We start from the raw sequence: 17,910 nt of genomic DNA, 5'->3' as shown, positions 1-17,910 counted from the left end.
CTCGTCATCGACATAGGGCTTAAGTAACGCCAAAAAACGGCTGTTTTCATCGATTGGGATTGGTGTCTCAGGGGCAATAATCCACGCTCTCCCCAGACCAGAAGCACGTTGCATGTGTAATCGGCCCTACCCAGACATGAAGTCATTTTCCCTGCTCCGCGAAGCCAGCGGGAGCCGTCAATGAATCAGCAGGCTACCCTGAGCTCGTCGCTTCTGGCCAAGTTCCCGGTGCTGGAACGGGTCCGCGCGCTTCCCAAGCCCGTCCTGCTCGGCGCCGCCGCGGCCCTTGTCGCGGTGATCGTCGCCGTGGTCATGTGGAGCAGCGAACCGAAGTACAAGGTCCTGTTCTCGAACCTGGACGACCGTGACGGCGGCGCCATCGTGACGGCCCTGGGCACGATGAACGTGCCCTACCGCTACAACGAAAACGGCACCGCGCTGCTGGTGCCCGCCGACCGCGTCTATGACGCCCGGCTGCAGTTGGCCTCGCAAGGCCTGCCGCGCGGCGGCTCCGTCGGCTTCGAGCTGATGGACAACGCCCGCTTCGGCGCCAGCCAGTTTGCGGAACAGATCAACTACCAGCGCGGTCTGGAGGGCGAGCTGGCCCGTTCGATCGAAGCCATGAACACCGTGCAGCACGCCCGCGTCCACCTGGCCATGCCGCGCCAGTCGCTGTTCGTGCGCGAGCGCCAGGCGCCCACCGCCTCCGTGCTGCTGAACCTGTACCCGGGCCGCAGCCTGAGCGATGCGCAGGTGTCCGCGATCTCCTGGCTGGTGGCTTCCAGCGTGCCGGAACTGACCGCCGAAAGCGTGTCCATCGTCGACCAGAACGGCCGCCTGCTGTCCGCCCCGCTGGGCGAAGGCCGCGGCATGGACGCCGACCAGCTTCGCTTCGTGCGCGAGATCGAGCAGCGCACCGTCGAGCGCATCCTCACCATCCTGAATCCCCTGGTCGGCCCCGGCAACGTGCACGCCCAGGCCACCGCCGACGTCGACTTCTCGCGCCGCGAGGAAACGTCCGAGGTCTACCGTCCGAACCAGGAACCTGGCCAGGCCGCCGTGCGCAGCCAGCAGACCAGCGATTCCACCCAGCGTGGCGTCGGCCCCGCCCAAGGCGTGCCCGGCGCGCTGTCGAACCAGGCGCCCGCCAACGCGCAGGCGCCCGTCACCAATCCCCCGCAGCAACAGCCGCCCCGCCCCGGCCAGCCCCCGCAGGCGGCCAACGCGCAGCAGCAACAACAACAACAACAGCAGCAGACCGGCACGCAGGCCCCCGCCGGCAACCTGAACGAACGCCGCGACGCGACGACGAACTACGAAGTCGACCGCACCATCAGCCACATCAAGCAGCCCGTGGGCAACCTCAAGCGCATGTCGGTGGCCGTGGTCGTGAACTACGTGCGCGACAAGGACGGCGAACTTCAGGCCTTGCCGCCCGAGGAACTGAACAAGCTCACCAACCTGGTGCGCGAGGCAATGGGCTATTCCGAAGGCCGTGGCGACTCGCTGAACCTGGTCAACAGCCAGTTCAACGACGGCCCGCCGCCGCTGCCGATGTGGCGCGATCCGGAAATGATCTCGCTGTTCAAGACGATCCTGCTCTGGCTGGTCGGTGGCGCCCTGGCCCTGTGGCTGTACCGCAAGATTCGCCGCTCGGTCACCGAGTACCTGTACCCGCCGGTGGATCCGGAACAGGCCGAAGCCGAGCGTGCTGAGGCCGCCCGCGAGGCGCAGGACCTGGCCCGCGCCAAGGAAACCGATCGCTATCAGGACAACCTTGAACGCGCTCGCACCATGGCCAACAAGGATCCGCGCGCCGTCGCGATGGTCCTGCGCACCTGGATGACCAAAGATGAAAAATGATTCCCTGCCAATGGACGGCATGACGCGCAGCGCCGTCCTGATGATGTCGCTGGGCGAAGACGCCGCGGCCGAAGTGTTCAAGTACCTGAGCGCCCGTGAAGTGCAGCAGGTCGGCGCCGCGATGGCGAGCCTGAAGCAGGTCACGCGCAACGACGTCGCCGTCGTGCTGGAAGAGTTCCGCCAGGAAGCCGACCAGTTCATGGCCGTGACGCTGGGCTCGGACGACTACATCCGCAGCGTCCTGACCAAGGCGCTGGGCAGCGACCGCGCAGCCGGCCTGATCGAGGACATCCTGGAAGCCGGCGACGGCGGCAGCGGCATCGACGCGCTGAACTGGCTGGATCCGAACACCGTGGCCGAGCTGATCGGCGACGAGCACCCGCAGATCATCGCGACCATCCTGGTGCACCTGGAGCGCGACCGCGCCGCGGGCGTGCTGGCGCTGTTGACCGACCGCTTGCGCAACGACGTCATGCTGCGCATCGCCACCTTCGGCGGCGTGCAGCCGGCCGCGCTGTCCGAGCTGACCGAAGTGCTGAACTCCGTGCTGGCCGGCCAGGGTGCCAAGCGCAGCAAGATGGGCGGCGTGCGCACCGCGGCCGAGATCCTGAACATGATGAACTCGACGCAGGAAGAGACCGTGGTCGCCAGCCTGCGCGAACGCGACAACGACCTGGCGCAGAAGATCATCGACGAGATGTTCGTCTTCGACAACCTGCTCGACGTCGAGGACCGCGCGATCCAGCTCATCCTCAAGGAAATCGACAACGACACGCTCATGGTCGCGCTCAAGGGCGCCCAGGAAGAGCTGCGCGCCAAGTTCCTGCGCAACATGTCCAGCCGTGCGGCCGAAATGCTGCGCGAGGACCTGGAAGCCCAGGGCCCGATCCGCATGTCGAAGGTCGAGACCGAACAGAAGAAGATCCTGCAGATCGCCCGCCGCCTGGCGGAAAGCGGCCAGATCGTGTTGGGCAACTCCGGAGACGACGCGTATGTCTGAAGCGGACAACGGCGCGGCGACGCTCATCTCGCGCAGCGCCGCCTGGCGGCGCTGGCAGATGCTGTCGTTCGACGAGCCGGCGCCCGTCGAAGTCGAACCCGAGCCGGAACCCGACCCGGGCCCCGATCCCGCCGTGGTGATGGCGCAGTTGCGCGCCCAGGCGATTGCGGAAGGCCACGAGGAAGGCGTCACGCGCGGTCATGCCGCCGGGTTCGAAGCTGGCCAGCAGGCGGGCTATGAGGCCGGTCTTGCCGCCGGCCGCGAAGCCGGCCACGCCGAAGGCCTGGCCCAGGGCCGCGAACAGGGCGCCGCCGAAGCGCAGCGCCTGCATGCGCTGGTGGAAGCCTGCGCCGTCTCGATCGGCGCGCTGGAAGAAAAGATGGGCCAGAGCTTGTTGACGCTGGCCCTGGACATTGCCCAGCAAGTCGTGCGCACCACCCTCGCCGAACAGCCCGAAACGGTGGTGAACGCCGTGCGCGACGTGCTGCACATCAATCCGACGGCCGGCGGCCAGATGCGCCTGTGGGCCAATCCGGACGATATCGAACTGATCCGCCTGCACCTGGCCGACGAATTGAAGGAAGGCCACTGGCGCGTGCTGGCCGATGAATCCATTCTGCGTGGCGGCTGCCGCGCCGAGACGCCTTTCGGCGACATCGACGCCACCTTGCAGACCCGCTGGCGCCGCGTGGCCGCCTCGCTCGGCCGCAACGCCTCCTGGGAGGAGCCGGTGTGAACGGCAATCCGGCCTCCGAGCAACCCGGCCAGGCTGGCGCGCCCCTCGCGGGCGCCCCGGCCGTTTCCGCGTCGGCCAAGCCGACCGCGCCCGTGCTCGACCGCTGGCAGACGCAGCTTGAGATCGGCTCGATCCGCGCGGCGTCCACCGACCCCTGGCTGGTCAGCGGCAAGATCACGCGCGCGACCGGCCTCGTGCTGCACGCCACCGGCCTGCGCCTGCCCGTCGGCGCCGCCGCCCGCATCGAGATCGCGCGCGGCCACGACCATTGGGCCGACGCCGAAGTCGTGGGCTTTGACGGTCACACGCTGTACCTGATGCCGCAAGCCGACATTTCCGGCCTGCCGCCCGGCGCTCGCGTCGTGCCCGGCGAACCGCCCGTGCAGCGCCAGATTCCGCTGCCGCGCAAGGCCGAACTGAACGGCAACGCCAAGCCCCAGCTTGGCCGCCACCTGCCGGTCGGCAACGCCCTGCTCGGCCGCGTGCTGGACGGCGCGGGCCGTCCGCTCGATGGCCTGGGTCCGCTGACCGGCGCCGAACTGGCGCCCCTGTCTGCCCAACCGATCAACCCGCTGTCGCGCGCGCCCATCGATACGGTGCTGGATACCGGCGTGCGCGCCATCAATGGCCTGCTCACGGTCGGCCGCGGCCAGCGCATGGGCCTGTTCGCCGGTTCCGGCGTCGGTAAATCCGTGCTGCTGGGCATGATGGCCCGCTATACCAAGGCCGACGTGATCGTGGTCGGCCTGATCGGCGAACGGGGCCGTGAAGTCAAGGAATTCATCGAGCACAACCTGGGCCCGGAAGGCCTGGCGCGCTCGGTCGTGGTGGCCGCGCCGGCCGACGTGTCGGCGCTGCTGCGACTGCAAGGCGCCGCGTACGCCACGCGCCTGGCCGAGCATTTCCGCGACCAGGGCCTGGACGTGCTGCTGATCATGGACTCGCTGACCCGCTACGCGATGGCGCAACGGGAAATCGCGCTGGCCATCGGCGAACCGCCCGCCACCAAGGGCTATCCGCCGTCGGTGTTTGCCAAGCTGCCCACGCTGGTGGAACGCGCGGGCATGGGCGCGCCCGGCCCGTCCGGCAAGGCCGGCTCCATCACGGCGTTCTACACCGTGCTGGCCGAGGGCGACGATCAACAGGATCCGATCGCCGACTCGGCGCGCGCGATCCTGGACGGCCACGTCGTGCTGTCGCGCCACCTGGCCGAATCGGGCCACTACCCCGCCATCGACATCGAAGCGTCGATCTCGCGCGCGATGACCTCGCTCATCACGCCGCAGCAGTTCTCCATCGTGCGCCGCTTCAAGCAAAGCCTGTCGCGTTACCAGCGCAACCGCGACCTCATCGCCGTGGGCGCGTACGCCGCCGGCAACGACCCGCAGCTGGACGACGCCATCGCGCGCTACCCGCGCCTGGAAGCCTTCCTGCAGCAGGACATCGGCGAGAACGTCGGGTACGAAGACGCCGTCAATCAATTGCGAGCCAGTTTCGAATCACGGGACACTTATGCCTAGCCAACTGCCTCTGGACATGCTGATCAACCTGGCCAAGGAAAGCACGGACGAAGCCGCGCGACTGCTCGGCCGGCTGACCGCCGAACGCAGCAATGCGCAACGCCAGCTTTCCATGCTGCACGACTACCGCCAGGACTACCTCGAGCGCCTTCAGACGGCGATGACGACGGGCATGGCCGCCAGCGACTGCCACAACTATCAGCGCTTCATCGGCACGCTGGACGACGCGATCGGCCAGCAGCAGGGCGTGCTGCGCCAAGCCGAGGAAAACCTGTCCAAGGGACAGCTCTATTGGCAGCAGGAAAAACGCAAGCTCAACTCCTACGATGCCCTGGCGCAGCGCGAACAGCGCGCCCAGGCGCTGGTGGAGTCGCGCCGTGAACAGCGCGCCAACGACGAATACTCCGCCCGCCTGGTCCAGCGCCAGGCCAGCGGCATGCAGCATTAAGCAATACCTCACAGGAAGCTTTAGATGACCGCTCCCCTGCCCTTGCCTTCGATCGCGCCGGCCTCTCCGGCGCCGGTCAACGACGCGCTCGGCGCCAAACCGGCTGCCGGGAACAAGAAAGATAAAGGCCCCGCCTTCTCCGACGTCCTGGCGCAACAGCGTCCGGCGCAGCAGCGGCCCAACCAGGCCGCCGACGCCCGCCCCGCGACCGGCAACAGCAAGACGCCGTCCAAGGACGGCAAGCCCGGCGATCCGGCCGCCACGGCCGAAGGCGCCGCCGCCGGCGCCATCAATGACGCGGTGCAGACCGCCGCCCAGGCCGAAGCCGGCGCGCTGGCCGTCGCGGCGCAGCTGCCCGTGGCCCCGTCCGACCTGCCGCAACAGGCCCTGGAGATCGCGGCCCAGGCCGCCGAACAGGTGCAGCTTGCCCGCGGCAATGCCGCTGCGGCCGTCACCGCCATGAACCAGGGCGCCGCCGTGCTGACGGCCGCGCTCAATGCCGCCGACACGTTGGCGCCGCAGGCCGCGCAGCAGACGCCGGTGGCCGCGACCGCCGGCCAGGCGCAAGACGCCGCCGCCCAGATCGCCCGCGACGCCGAGGCCGCGCTGCCGGTCCTCACCGCCGCGGTCAAGCCGGGTTCCGCGCCCGTTGCCCAGGCGCCTGCCGATCCCAAGGCGACGGTCAAGGCCGAAGCGCCCAAGGCGGCTGCCGACCTGCCGCTGCCGCGCGTCGCGCGCGAGACGCCCGCGGACCCCGCCGCGCCCGCGCCGCAGCCCCACGTCGCCGACGAAGATCAGCCCGATCTGCTGGCCGGCACAACCCCGCAATTCCAGGCGCCGCAGCATGGCGCCACGGCGCACGAGGCGCTTGGCGCCGCCCTTGCCGCCGCCACCCAGCGGCAGGCCCTGCCGGTCGTCAACCAGGCCGCTCTCGCGCAGCCGGTCGTACCCGTCGTGCTGCAAGTGGCCACGCCCGTCGGCGCCACCCACTGGGGCACCGAGCTGGGCCAGCAGATGGTCATGATGAGCAACAACGTGCGCCAGGGCATGCAGACGGCGGAACTGCGCCTGGATCCCCCGGACCTGGGCCCGCTGCGCGTCAGCCTGAACCTGGCCGATGGCGTGGCCAGCGCCTCGTTCGTGTCGGCGCACGCCTCCGTGCGCCAGGCGATCGAAGTGGCGATTCCGCAGTTGCAGCAGGCGCTCGCCCAGGCCGGCATCTCGCTGGGCCAGACCAGCGTCGGCGAACAGGCCGCGCAACAGGAATTCGCGCAGCAGAACGGCAGCGGCTCGCAGCGTCAGCAAGGCGGCAATGCCGTCGTCGCGGACGGCGTGGCAGAGTCCGCGCAGCCCGCGGTGACGGTGTCGCGCAACGCCAACGCATTGGTCGACACGTTCGCGTAATGATCCGGCAGCCCGCGCCCGGCAACGGATGCGGGCGGTGCAGCAATAGCTTGAGATACGCGGCTTTCGCCCTGTTTTTCGCCTCCAAGCGGCGGCGTGAATTCGGGCAGAATGCTTTCATCCACTAAGAATCCGTTTTCACCAGCGGCATACACGCATCGAACTCCAGATGGCGACTATCAAACCCATTCCCGCGCCGGCGCGCGACGCGAAGTCCTCCGGCGGCATTGGCCGCATCCTTCGGCCGCTGCTGGCGATCCTGGTGCTGCTGCTGGTTGCCGCGGCCAGCGCCGGCGCGACCTGGTTCATCACGCAGCGCCTGCAGCAGCCGCAAGGCGGCGCCCCGGTGCAGCTTGGCGTGGGCCAGGTGCCTGGCGGCCAACCCGGCCAGCCGGGTCAGCCCGGTCAGGCCGGCGGCGTGCAAGGCCAGCCCGGCCAAGGCCCGCAGGCCACGCCGACGACCTTCGTCGCGCCGTCCGCCACCCCGATCGCCGTGCCCGCGCCCATCTTCGTGCCGATCGAAGCCTTCACGGTCACGCTGCAGAACGCGGACACGGAACGCATCATGCACGTCGGCCTGACCCTGCGCGTGAGCGACGAACAGACCCGCACGCGCCTGGAAAAGTACATGCCCGAAGTGCGCAGCCGCATCCTGATGGTGCTGTCGTCGCAGTCGCCCACCGCCGTGCAGACGCAGCAAGGCAAGAACGACATGGTCGCGGCCATCAAGCAGGCAGTGAACCGTCCCTTCTCGCCCCTGCCTGACGGCCAGTACGTGACCGACGTGCTGTTCACGGCGTTCGTGGTGCAATAAGCATGGCCTACGAGGCGTTTCTTTCGCAGGACGAAGTCGATGCGCTGCTGGCCGGCGTCACCGGCGAGAGCGATAGTAAAAAGGAATCCGACGGCCAGAACGCCGGCGCGCGCGCCTACGACTTGAGCTCGCCCGAGCGCGTCGTACGCCGCCGCATGCAGACGCTGGAGCTCATCAACGAACGCTTTGCGCGCAACATGCGCAACGTTCTGCTGAACTTCATGCGCCGCAGCGCCGACATCACCGTCGGCTCGATCAAGATCCAGAAGTACGCGGACTTCGAGCGCAACCTGCCGGTTCCCAGCAATCTGAACATGATTCAGATGAAGCCGCTGCGCGGCACGGCGCTCTTCACCTACGACCCGAATCTGGTGTTCCTGGTCATCGACAGCCTGTTCGGCGGCGATGGCCGCTATCACACGCGGGTCGAAGGCCGGGACTTCACCACCACCGAACAGCGCATCATCCGGCGCCTGCTCAACCTGACCCTGGAAAGCTACGGCAAGTCCTGGGATCCGGTCTATCCGATCGAGTTCGAGTACGTCCGTTCGGAGATGCACACCAAGTTCGCCAGCATCACCGGCAACAACGAAGTGGTGGTCGTCTCCTCGTTCCACATTGAATTCGGCGCGACCGGCGGCGACCTGAACATCTGCCTGCCCTACTCGATGATCGAGCCGGTGCGCGATCTGCTGACACGCCCGTTGCAGGAAACGACGCTCGAGGAAGTGGATCAGCGCTGGTCGCAGCAGCTGTCGCGCCAGGTGCGCAGCGCCGACATCGACGTGGTCGCGGAATTTGCCCGCATCCCGTCGTCGATCCGCGAACTGATGAGCCTGAAGGTCGGCGACATCCTTCCGGTGGACGTGCCCGAAACCGTCATCGCCCACGTCGACGGCGTGCCGCTGATGGAATGCGGATACGGCGTCTTCAACGGCCAATACGCCCTGCGCGTACAAAACCTGTTTACCCACGATACAGAACCCAACGAGGCCTCTGACCATGACTGACAAGAACGAGCCCGGCACTGGCTCGTCCCCGGCCGACGACTGGGCCGACGCGCTCGCCGAACAATCCCGCGCCAACCCGCCCACGCAAGCCGACGGTCTGAAGCCGCAGGACGACTGGGCCGCCGCGATGGCGGAACAGGCCGCCACGCCGGCGGCGGCTGCCCCCGCGCCCGCCGCCCCGGCCCCGGCCGCCGCACCCGCTGCGCCCGCGCAATCCGCGGCGCAATCGGTGTTCAAGCCGCTGGCCGGCGCCACGTCCGGCCAAGGCACCGACATCGACCTCATCATGGACGTTCCCGTCCAGTTGACGGTCGAGCTGGGCCGCACCCGCCTGACCATCAAGAACCTGCTCCAGCTGGGCCAGGGCTCCGTGGTCGAACTCGACGGCCTGGCCGGCGAGCCGATGGACATCTTCGTCAACGGCTACCTGATCGCCCAGGGCGAAGTCGTGGTCGTCGAAGAAAAGTACGGCATCCGCCTGACCGACATCATCACCCCGTCCGAGCGGATCAACCGCTTGAACAACCGTCGTTGAACCCTGGCGCCATGACCGAACCTGCTCTGCTGCGCGTCATCGTCGGCCTCGTGCTGGTGGTGGCCGCCATCCTGGTCTCGGCGTGGCTTGCCAAGCGCGCCGGACTGGTGCAACGCGGCGGCGGCAATCTGCTGCGCCAGGTTGCCAGCCTGCCGGTCGGTCCGCGCCAAAGCGTCGTAGTCGTCGAGATCGAAGACACCTGGCTGGTGGTGGGCGTTGGCCCGAACCAGCTCACCACCCTGCATACCCTGCCCGCCGGCCAGTTGCCGGAGGGTTCGCCTTTGCCCACGGCCGCCTTTGCGGCCAAGCTGGGCCAGGCACTCAAGCGCCGCTAAGGCACAACGCCCCGGCGCGATTCAAGCGATACCCATGAGTTTGCCTACCCGCACGACATTCGCACGCGCCGGCCAGCGCGCGCTGCCCATGCTGGCCGCCGCCGCGGTGCTGGGCCTGGCCTTCTTCCCGGCCGGCGTCGTGGCCCAGGCCACGCTGCCCGCGCTGACGGCCACGCCGGGCGCGGATGGCTCGCAGACGTACTCGCTCAGCATGCAGACCATGCTGCTGATGACGTCGCTGTCCTTCCTGCCGGCGGCGCTGCTGATGATGACGGGCTTCACGCGCATCATCATCGTGCTGGGCCTGCTGCGAAGCGCGATGGGCACCGCGATGTCGCCGCCCAACCACGTGCTGATCGGCCTGGCGCTGTTCCTGACCTTCTATACGATGTCGCCGGTGTTCGACAAGATCTACACCGACGCCTACAAGCCCTTGTCCGAAGGGACGATCCAGTTCGAGGCCGCGGTCGAACGCGCCGCCGGTCCCCTGCGCACGTTCATGCTGCACCAGACGCGCGAGAACGACCTGTCGCTGTTCGCCAACCTGGCCAAACAGCCGGCGCTGGAAGACCCCTCGCAGGTGCCGATGCGCATCCTGGTCCCGGCCTTCATCACCAGCGAACTGAAAACCGCCTTCCAGATCGGGTTCACGATCTTCATTCCCTTCCTCATCATCGACCTGGTGGTTGCCAGCGTCCTGATGGCGCTGGGCATGATGATGGTGCCCCCCGTCACCGTGGCGCTGCCGTTCAAGCTGATGCTGTTCGTGCTGGCCGACGGCTGGAACCTGCTCATGGGCTCGCTTGCCCAGAGCTTCTACCAGTAACGCCGCAAGGAGATCGCCATGACTGCCGAAACCGTCATGACCATGACCTACCAGGCGATGAAGGTCGTCCTGGCGATGGCCGGTCCCCTGCTCCTGGTCACGCTGGTGGTGGGTCTGGTCATCAGCATTTTCCAGGCCGCCACGCAGATCAACGAAATGACGCTGTCGTTCATTCCGAAGCTGCTGGCCATGTGCGGCGTGCTGGTGCTGCTGGGCCCGTGGCTGATCGGCGTCATGGTCGACTACATCCGGCAGCTCATCGGCCAGATCCCCATGCTGGTGTCCTGAGCGGCGTCCGCCGCCGGACACGGGTTGCCACGCCATGTTCTCTTTCACGCTCGAGCAGCTCAACGGCTGGGTCGGCCAGTTTCTCTGGCCGTTCGTGCGTATCCTGGCGCTCGTGGCCACCGCGCCCCTGTTCTCCGAATCGCTCATTCCCGTCAAGGTCAAGATTGGCCTGGCTTTCGTGCTGGCCGTGGCGATCGGGCCCGCGCTCGATGCCATGCCGCCGGTGGCGCCCGGATCGTACGCGGGCCTGTGGATGGTGATGCAGCAGGTGCTGATCGGCATCGCCATGGGCTTTACGATGCGCATCGTGTTCGCGGCGGTGCAGACCGCGGGGGAATTCGTGGGACTGCAGATGGGTCTGTCGTTCGCGTCGTTCTTCGATCCCAGCTCGGGCGCCAACACCGCCGTGCTGTCGCGTCTGTTCAACATCGTCGCGATGCTGACCTTCCTGGCGCTGGACGGCCACCTTCTCGTCCTGGCGGCCCTGGTGCGGTCCTTCGATACCTTGCCGATTGCCACGATCCAGCTGCACCAGAATGGCTGGGGCACGGTCGTCGAATGGGGCAAGACGGTGTTCGTGTCGGGCCTGCTGCTGGCGCTGCCGCTGATCTGCGCGCTGCTCACCATCAACCTGGCGATGGGCATCCTGAACCGCGCCGCCCAACAGCTTTCCGTGTTCTCGGTGGGCTTTCCCGTCACGCTCATCATCGGCGTGACGGTGTTGACCATCGTGCTGCCTCACGCCGGCCCGTTCCTGGAATCGCTCTTCGAATCGGGCCTGACCGCGACGAGCCGCGTCGTGGACGCTCTGGCGGGACGATAGCGGGGCCGGCGAGCGGCCCTGCCGCCAGCCGCTCAGTGCTGGCCCACCACGCGGAAGACGCGGATGGTCTCGCGCAGCGCGCCCGACTGATTGCCCAACTGCGTCACCGCGCCGCCCAACTCCTGCACGAGCGCCGTGTTCTGCTCGGTCATCACGTCCATCTGCGAGACCGCGGTGTCCACCTGCTCGATGCCGGTCGACTGTTCCTGCGAGGCGCGCGAAATCTCGCTGATGATGGCCGTGACGCGGTGCACGGCGTCCACGATCTCCTGCATCGTCGCGCCAGCCTGTTCGGCCTGTGCCGAGCCTTCCGTCACGCGATCGACCGAGTCTTCGATCAGCGACTTCACTTCCTTGGCCGCCTGCGCGCTCTTTTGCGCCAGGCTGCGCACCTCGCCCGCCACCACCGCAAAGCCCTTGCCGGATTCGCCAGCCCGGGCCGCTTCCACCGCCGCATTCAGCGCCAGGATGTTGGTCTGGAAGGCGATGCCTTCGATGATGCTGACGATGTCGGCGATCTTGCGCGAGCTGTCTGAAATGCCGTGCATGGTGTTGACCACCTGCCCCACGGCCACGCCGCCGCGCCGCGCGACGTCCATGCTGCTGGCGGCCAGGTCGTTCGCCTGCCGCGCGTTGTCGGCGTTCTGACGCACGGTCGAGGTCAGCTGCTGCATGCTGGCGGCCGTCTGCTGCAACGACGCCGCCTGCCCCTGAGTGCGGCCGGCCAGCTCCTGGTTGCCGCGGGCAATGTGCACGGCGGCGTGCGTCGTGCCTTCGATGCCGCGGTACACATCGTGCGCGATGCCGATCAGGCTCTTGCGCATCACTTCCAGCGAAAACTTCAGGCTGCCTACCTCGTCATCCGACTCGGGCACGATCTGCGTGGTGAGATTGCCGGCCGCTACCTGGCGCGCCATGTTGGCCGCGTCCAGCATCGGATCCAGGAGCGAACGCGCCAGGCTCCAGCCCATGCCGTAGATGGCGGCAACGGCCAGCGCTATCGCGCCGCAACCCAGCCCCGCGCCCCACGGCGACAGGCTGTCCCAATTGGCGTGCAACCCATACGCGCCGGCCACGGCGACGAAGCCGGCCGACAGCGTGGCGTGGCGCAGCATGCGGTTGCGCACGCCGGACCGGAACGGAAAGGCCAGCACGTCCAGCCCGCGGCGCCAGCCGGCCCGCACAGCGCGGCCGCGCAGGATGCGCACGCCCCTGGCCGTACCCTCGCGCATGCGCGCATAAAGTTCCTCGGCCATCTCGACCTGCTCTTCCGACGGGCGCACGCGCACCGACGAATAAGCCACGACCTCGCCGTTCTCGACAATGGGCGTGGCGTTGGCCAGCACCCAGTAAAAGCCGCCATCCTTGCGACGGTTCTTGACGACCCCCAGCCAGGATTCGCCAGCCTCCAGGGTCTCCCAAAGATCCGCGTAGGCCTCCGGGGGCATGTCGGGATGGCGCACGATGTTGTGCGGCTTGCCGATGAGTTCGTCGCGCGTGAAGCCGCTGACATCGACGAACGCAGGGTTGGCATAGACGATGCGGCCCTTGGTATCCGTGCGCGAGATCAGGTATTGATCCTCGCGCAGCTTGGTTTCCACATTGGTGACGGGTAAGTTGACGCGCACGGCTTGTCTCCGGGTTTACAACATATACGACAGCAGATTGAGCGGCATGCAACGGACGCGATGCGAGGCAACGGTGCACTCCCGCCGGCTTCGTCTGGCGCCCGATCCCCCGGTCACCATCGATCACTGTGTTTTCGGCCTGACGCATCAGGCGTTGCCAATGTTTACGGTCATAAAGCAGAAAACTTAACGTGCTTATGACCCCGAGCAACATCCTTATAACCGCTGGAAATAAGACAAACGATTCCTGCCGGATCCGGGCATTGCGGACGTAAAAAAAGCCGCGCCCGATCCCGCGTGTGCAGGATCGGGCGCGGCCCGGAACAACAACGATCAGTTCAGCGACGGCGCGGCATAACCGCCGAGCTGATGCGCAGGCACTTCAATGACTTCGCCCGCGTTGATCTTGAACACGGCCACCGCTTCGGCCAGGCGCTGGGCCTGCTCCTGCAGTGAGCCGGCGGCGGCCGCGGCCTCTTCCACCAGCGCCGCGTTCTGCTGCGTCACTTCGTCCATCTGCGAAACCGCACGGTTCACCTGGTCGATGCCGCTGGACTGTTCCTCGGACGCCGCCGAGATCTCGCCCATGATGTCCGTCACGCGCTTCACCGACGCCACGATTTCCTGCATGGTCGCGCCGGCGCGTTGCACCTGCTGCGAACCGGCGCCCACCTTGGAGACCGAGTCCTCGATCAGACCCTTGATTTCCTTGGCGGCCTGGGCGCTGCGCTGCGCCAGCGAGCGCACTTCGCCCGCCACCACCGCGAAGCCCTTGCCCTGTTCACCGGCACGCGCAGCTTCCACCGCGGCGTTCAGCGCCAGGATGTTGGTCTGGAACGCGATGCCGTCGATGACCGACACAATCTCGGAAATCTTGCGCGAGCTGGCCGAAATGCCTTCCATGGTGTTGACCACTTCAGACACGGCGGAACCGCCGCGTTCGGCCACGTCCGACGCGCTGGCCGCCAGCTGGTTGGCTTGGCGCGCGTTGTCGGCGTTCTGCTTCACGGTCGAGGCCAGCTCTTCCATCGAGGCAGCGGTCTCTTCCAGCGAAGCGGCCTGCTCTTCCGTGCGGCTGGACAGATCCGTGTTGCCCGCGGAAATCTCGCGCGAGCCCACCGTGATCTCGTCCACGCCGCGGCGCACCGTCGACACCGTGCGCGTCAGGCTTTCCTGCATGCGCTTGAGGGCGGCGAACAGCTGGCCGATTTCGTTGTGCGAACGCACTTCCACGCGGCCCGTCAGGTCGCCGGCGGCGATCTTGTCGAAGTGCTGGCCGGCCTCGACCAAGGGGCGCACGACCAGGCGGCCGAACAGGATGCGGGCAAGCACCATCAACAAGAGGGCCAGCGCCACGGCAATGCCCACGGCGATCATGGCCAGCTTGAAGTTCGCTTCGGCCTGATCGATCGTCTCGCGCTGCTGATCGGCGATGTACTTGTCGAACTGGGCGATCGCCTCGATGAAGGCGGCGCTGCGCGGCGTGCCGTATTCGTTGTTCACCATGTAGAACGTCGAATAGTCTTCGCTGCGCAGGGCTTCGACCATCGTGTCCACGCCGTCGTCGATGTACGAGCGATAGCGGCGCACCAGGTTCATCGACAGCTGGCGGCCGGTGTCGTCCTCGAGCATGTTCTTCTGGAAATCGGCGAAGCGGCTGCGCACGCCAGTCAGGAGGTCGGTGGAACCCTTGAGAGCGGCGGCCGCGTCACGCGCCGAATTCTCGCCGCTGCCCCAGCCGGACTCCTGCAGGTGACGGGCGGCCACCATCAGGCCAACGCGTGCACGCAGCATGTCGCTGTTGATGATCTCGACCTGCTTGGCGCGCTCGGTCAGCGCATTGACCTCTCGGATCGATTCATAGTTGCTTTGCAGGAAGTAGGCGGCCAAGCCCCCCACTGCTGCGATCAGCAGCGCGAAAAACGCCATCACCCACAGCAGCATCGTGCCGACGCGCGCATCGCGCAGCCTCAGTTTGCGCTTGACCTTGGGTGCGCGCGCGGCTTTTTTCTTGCCCGCCTTGCCGGCCTTTGCGCCGGATTCGAGACTCGCTTCCATTTATTTCCCCATCCCTCAGGAACTGCTCTGACCAAATGAAAAACCACCCGTGGGACACGCCCTGTTACACAGGGCTTGCACTCAGGGCGACGAACATCGGGCTTGGGGCCCGATGTCTTCTGCTGGACTGCGGGGCTACTTGCCCTGCGGCGCCAGACCGGCCGGTTCTCCCGGACCCGGAATGTAGATGGTTTGCACCTCGGGGGCCACGGCCGGTTGGGCCCAGTCCTGAGTGATCTCAGGCGCAGGGGCCGGTCCCAACAATTTCTGGCGTTCCCAGGGTTCCAGCAGAATATTGGTGCTGTCGACGAGCCGCATCAGCCGGCCATCGGGGCCGAACTGCAGCAGCGCTTCCTTGCGGCTGTACAGGCCGTCGGCGACAAAGGTGATTTTGTGGGACCAGAGCATCAGCACCGTGCCGTCGCTCTGTTTGAACTGTTGGGCAGGCGGAGCGGTCAGCGCGCGCGCGGCCTCTTCCACCGTCGTCTGACCGGGCGTCAGGGTCGACAGCTTGCTCGGATCGAAGTTATGACCCGTTGCCGCGCAACCCGCGACAAAGGCCGCAATCGCGGCCGCTGCCAGAAGATGTAGATAACCTCGCATACCCTGCCTATTTGCCGGTCTACCCGGCGTCAGAAAGATTCCCAATCGTCGTCCGAAGGCGCCTGCCGCCGGCTTGCGGCCGGTGCGGATGCGGGCTTCGGGTCGGTCTTCGCGGCGGGCGCGGAGCGCGTCGCCGCCGGTCTGCGCGGCGGCCGCGCCGCCGAGGCGCCTGCGGCCGGCTCGGACTTGGTGGCCGTGCTGTGCGCCAGCCGCACCGCGGCGGGCCTGGCTGCCGGCGCGGCGGGCGCCGACGCAGGCTCGGGCGCCCGCGCGGGTGTCCCGGCAGCCTCCGGCGCCGCCACGCGGGCGGCCGGCCGATGCTGTTGGGCCAACTGGCGCGCCGGCACTTCGATGACTTCGCCCGCATTGATCTTGAACACGGCCACCGCTTCGGCCAGGCGCTGGGCCTGATCCTGCAGCGAACCCGCGGCGGCAGCGGCCTCTTCCACCAGCGCCGCGTTCTGCTGCGTCACTTCGTCCATCTGCGAAACCGCGCGGTTGACCTGGTCGATGCCGCTGGACTGCTCTTCGGACGCCGCCGAGATCTCGCCCATGATGTCCGTCACGCGCTTCACCGAGGCCACGATCTCCTGCATCGTGGCGCCGGCGCGTTCGACCTGCTGCGACCCGGCCCCGACCTTGGAGACCGAGTCCTCGATCAGGCCCTTGATTTCCTTGGCCGCCTGCGCGCTGCGCTGCGCGAGCGAACGCACTTCGCCCGCCACCACCGCGAAACCCTTGCCCTGCTCGCCCGCGCGGGCCGCTTCCACCGCGGCGTTCAGCGCCAGGATGTTGGTCTGGAACGCGATGCCGTCGATGACCGACACGATTTCCGAGATCTTGCGCGAACTGGCCGAAATGCCTTCCATCGTGCTGACCACTTCCGCCACCGCCGAACCGCCGCGCTCGGCCACGTCCGATGCGCTGGCTGCCAACTGGTTCGCCTGGCGGGCGTTGTCGGCATTCTGCTTGACGGTCGAAGCCAGCTGCTCCATCGATGCGGCGGTCTCTTCCAGGGAGGCCGCCTGCTCTTCCGTGCGGCTGGACAGATCCGTGTTGCCCGCCGAGATCTCGCGCGAACCGACGTTGATCTCGTCCACGCCACGGCGCACCGCGGAAACGGTCCGCGCCAGGCTTTCCTGCATGCGCTTGACTGCCGCCATCAGCGCGCCGACCTCGTTAGTGGAATTGACATCCACCCGCACGGTCAGGTCGCCGGCGGCGATCTTGTCGAAGCTCTCGCCCACGGCGCGCAGCGGACGCAGCACGACGCGGTTCATGAAGAGGAACGCGCCCAGCGACACGGCCAGGATCAGTAGTGCCAGGCCGATATACACGTAGGTCATCGTCGACGCATGCGCGCGCGACGTCTGCAACATCTCTTGGCTGTACTTGTTGATATTGGCGGAGAAGTCGGTGAGCTGCTTGAAGAACGCGCCGCTGGCGGCGCCCGCCTTGGTGTTCTTGAGCGACAGGTAGGTCGCGGCATCGCCCTTGTCCAGGGCGGCCATCATGCTTTCCAGCGACTCGGCAAAGCCGTTGAACGCGGAAACCAGCTGGCCTTCCGACGCGCGGCCGATGTCGGTGGCCTTCGGAATCGCCTTGAAGGTCTCCATCTTCTTCTTGGAGTCCGCGATCAACTGCTGGACGATGCGCGAGTTCTCGGCGGCGCCGCTCGTGTCGCCCGCGGCGCGTTGCGCAGCGGCAATGTCGGCGCGCACGGTCGCGCGCAGCATCTGGGTGTACGAATCCTTGATCAGATTGCTCTGCTGCACGCTCAGAGAATCCAAGGCGTCGATCGCCCGGGTATTGGACTGCATGCTGTTCCAACCCAGGACAATGGCAACGAGCGCGGCCAGGGCAACTGCCAACTGGGCCAGCATCAATCCGGTGCGCACCTTCAGATTGCTAAACATTTCCGTAGTTCCGGTAGCCGTCCCGGCGGCGCTTTCGTGGCCGCCGGGCCGTAAAAGGGGTTTTCCTCTACTGCCTGTTCAATGCACTGACGCCCACTACAAC

General features: G+C 67.2%; 17 protein-coding genes. 13 read left to right on the top strand and 4 right to left on the bottom strand.

Annotated features, from left to right (window positions below; translation table 11 throughout):
- Positions 1-180 precede the first annotated feature (180 nt).
- The 13 genes from fliF to fliR all read left to right on the top strand — a co-directional run bounded on the left by fliF (position 181) and on the right by fliR (position 11,602).
- Positions 181-1,863: a flagellar basal-body MS-ring/collar protein FliF gene (fliF, locus tag ASD87_RS02485; RefSeq protein WP_056316683.1), complete on the top strand. Its 1,683-nt coding sequence runs from the start codon at positions 181-183 to the stop codon at positions 1,861-1,863.
- Positions 1,853-2,863: a flagellar motor switch protein FliG gene (fliG, locus tag ASD87_RS02480; RefSeq protein ID WP_056316680.1), complete on the top strand. Its 1,011-nt coding sequence runs from the start codon at positions 1,853-1,855 to the stop codon at positions 2,861-2,863. Before fliF ends, fliG begins: the two co-directional genes overlap by 11 nt.
- Positions 2,856-3,599, top strand: coding sequence for a flagellar assembly protein FliH (fliH, locus tag ASD87_RS02475; RefSeq protein ID WP_056316677.1), 744 nt, complete (start codon positions 2,856-2,858; stop codon positions 3,597-3,599). The genes fliG and fliH overlap by 8 nt, the downstream gene beginning before the upstream one ends.
- Positions 3,600-3,691: 92 nt before the next feature.
- Positions 3,692-5,119: a flagellar protein export ATPase FliI gene (gene fliI, locus ASD87_RS02470; RefSeq protein ID WP_056318674.1), complete on the top strand. Its 1,428-nt coding sequence runs from the start codon at positions 3,692-3,694 to the stop codon at positions 5,117-5,119.
- Entirely contained in the window at positions 5,112-5,567 is a 456-nt protein-coding gene (gene fliJ, locus ASD87_RS02465) for a flagellar export protein FliJ (protein ID WP_056316675.1), read from the top strand. The genes fliI and fliJ overlap by 8 nt, the downstream gene beginning before the upstream one ends.
- Before the next feature lie 24 nt (positions 5,568-5,591).
- Entirely contained in the window at positions 5,592-6,971 is a 1,380-nt protein-coding gene (locus ASD87_RS02460) for a flagellar hook-length control protein FliK (RefSeq protein WP_056316673.1), read from the top strand.
- Positions 6,972-7,140: 169 nt separating this feature from the next.
- Complete coding sequence (fliL, locus tag ASD87_RS02455; protein WP_056316670.1) at positions 7,141-7,785, top strand: flagellar basal body-associated protein FliL; 645 nt, start codon at positions 7,141-7,143, stop codon at positions 7,783-7,785.
- Positions 7,786-7,787: 2 nt separating this feature from the next.
- Positions 7,788-8,795, top strand: a complete 1,008-nt coding sequence (fliM, locus tag ASD87_RS02450) for a flagellar motor switch protein FliM (protein ID WP_056316666.1) — start codon at positions 7,788-7,790, stop codon at positions 8,793-8,795.
- Positions 8,788-9,330, top strand: coding sequence for a flagellar motor switch protein FliN (gene fliN, locus ASD87_RS02445; protein WP_056316662.1), 543 nt, complete (start codon positions 8,788-8,790; stop codon positions 9,328-9,330). Before fliM ends, fliN begins: the two co-directional genes overlap by 8 nt.
- Before the next feature lie 11 nt (positions 9,331-9,341).
- A complete protein-coding gene (gene fliO, locus ASD87_RS02440; RefSeq protein ID WP_056316659.1) occupies positions 9,342-9,665 on the top strand; it encodes a flagellar biosynthetic protein FliO in 324 nt (107 codons plus the stop codon).
- Positions 9,666-9,699: 34 nt separating this feature from the next.
- Entirely contained in the window at positions 9,700-10,491 is a 792-nt protein-coding gene (gene fliP / locus ASD87_RS02435; RefSeq protein WP_369818491.1) for a flagellar type III secretion system pore protein FliP, read from the top strand.
- Positions 10,492-10,509: 18 nt separating this feature from the next.
- Positions 10,510-10,779, top strand: a complete 270-nt coding sequence (gene fliQ, locus ASD87_RS02430; protein WP_056316656.1) for a flagellar biosynthesis protein FliQ — start codon at positions 10,510-10,512, stop codon at positions 10,777-10,779.
- Positions 10,780-10,813: 34 nt separating this feature from the next.
- A complete protein-coding gene (fliR, locus tag ASD87_RS02425) occupies positions 10,814-11,602 on the top strand; it encodes a flagellar biosynthetic protein FliR (protein ID WP_056316653.1) in 789 nt (262 codons plus the stop codon).
- Between the two features lie 32 nt (positions 11,603-11,634).
- On the opposite strand, the gene ASD87_RS02420 is transcribed toward fliR, so the two are convergent.
- The 4 genes from ASD87_RS02420 to ASD87_RS02405 all read right to left on the bottom strand — a co-directional run bounded on the left by ASD87_RS02420 (position 11,635) and on the right by ASD87_RS02405 (position 17,807).
- On the bottom strand, positions 11,635-13,230 hold the full coding sequence (locus ASD87_RS02420) for a PAS domain-containing methyl-accepting chemotaxis protein (RefSeq protein WP_056316650.1): 1,596 nt from the start codon (positions 13,228-13,230) through the stop codon (positions 11,635-11,637).
- Positions 13,231-13,563: 333 nt separating this feature from the next.
- Complete coding sequence (locus tag ASD87_RS02415) at positions 13,564-15,288, bottom strand: methyl-accepting chemotaxis protein (RefSeq protein ID WP_056316647.1); 1,725 nt, start codon at positions 15,286-15,288, stop codon at positions 13,564-13,566.
- 135 nt (positions 15,289-15,423) lie between these two features.
- Positions 15,424-15,891, bottom strand: coding sequence for a hypothetical protein (locus ASD87_RS02410; protein WP_056316644.1), 468 nt, complete (start codon positions 15,889-15,891; stop codon positions 15,424-15,426).
- 29 nt (positions 15,892-15,920) lie between these two features.
- The gene (locus ASD87_RS02405) at positions 15,921-17,807 is read right to left on the bottom strand and encodes a methyl-accepting chemotaxis protein (RefSeq protein ID WP_056316641.1); all 1,887 of its coding nucleotides are present in this window, start codon (positions 17,805-17,807) and stop codon (positions 15,921-15,923) included.
- Positions 17,808-17,910: the final 103 nt, after the last annotated feature.

Origin of the sequence: Achromobacter sp. Root170, from assembly GCF_001428165.1 — a bacterium.
Taxonomy (GTDB): domain Bacteria; phylum Pseudomonadota; class Gammaproteobacteria; order Burkholderiales; family Burkholderiaceae_B; genus Achromobacter; species Achromobacter mucicolens.
This window is presented reverse-complemented; position numbering and strand designations above follow the sequence as displayed.

Excerpts from the sequence above, each read along its gene's own strand:
- fliF (WP_056316683.1), top strand. The coding sequence starts at position 181 with ATGAATCAGCAGGCTACCCTGAGCTCGTCGCTTCTGGCCAAGTTCCCG.
- fliG (WP_056316680.1), top strand. The coding sequence starts at position 1,853 with ATGAAAAATGATTCCCTGCCAATGGACGGCATGACGCGCAGCGCCGTC.
- fliH (WP_056316677.1), top strand. The coding sequence starts at position 2,856 with ATGTCTGAAGCGGACAACGGCGCGGCGACGCTCATCTCGCGCAGCGCC.
- fliJ (WP_056316675.1), top strand. The coding sequence starts at position 5,112 with ATGCCTAGCCAACTGCCTCTGGACATGCTGATCAACCTGGCCAAGGAA.
- ASD87_RS02460 (WP_056316673.1), top strand. The coding sequence starts at position 5,592 with ATGACCGCTCCCCTGCCCTTGCCTTCGATCGCGCCGGCCTCTCCGGCG.
- fliL (WP_056316670.1), top strand. The coding sequence starts at position 7,141 with ATGGCGACTATCAAACCCATTCCCGCGCCGGCGCGCGACGCGAAGTCC.
- fliM (WP_056316666.1), top strand. The coding sequence starts at position 7,788 with ATGGCCTACGAGGCGTTTCTTTCGCAGGACGAAGTCGATGCGCTGCTG.
- fliN (WP_056316662.1), top strand. The coding sequence starts at position 8,788 with ATGACTGACAAGAACGAGCCCGGCACTGGCTCGTCCCCGGCCGACGAC.
- fliO (WP_056316659.1), top strand. The coding sequence starts at position 9,342 with ATGACCGAACCTGCTCTGCTGCGCGTCATCGTCGGCCTCGTGCTGGTG.
- fliP (WP_369818491.1), top strand. The coding sequence starts at position 9,700 with ATGAGTTTGCCTACCCGCACGACATTCGCACGCGCCGGCCAGCGCGCG.
- fliQ (WP_056316656.1), top strand. The coding sequence starts at position 10,510 with ATGACTGCCGAAACCGTCATGACCATGACCTACCAGGCGATGAAGGTC.
- fliR (WP_056316653.1), top strand. The coding sequence starts at position 10,814 with ATGTTCTCTTTCACGCTCGAGCAGCTCAACGGCTGGGTCGGCCAGTTT.
- ASD87_RS02415 (WP_056316647.1), bottom strand. The coding sequence starts at position 15,288 with ATGGAAGCGAGTCTCGAATCCGGCGCAAAGGCCGGCAAGGCGGGCAAG.
- ASD87_RS02410 (WP_056316644.1), bottom strand. The coding sequence starts at position 15,891 with ATGCGAGGTTATCTACATCTTCTGGCAGCGGCCGCGATTGCGGCCTTT.
- ASD87_RS02405 (WP_056316641.1), bottom strand. The coding sequence starts at position 17,807 with ATGTTTAGCAATCTGAAGGTGCGCACCGGATTGATGCTGGCCCAGTTG.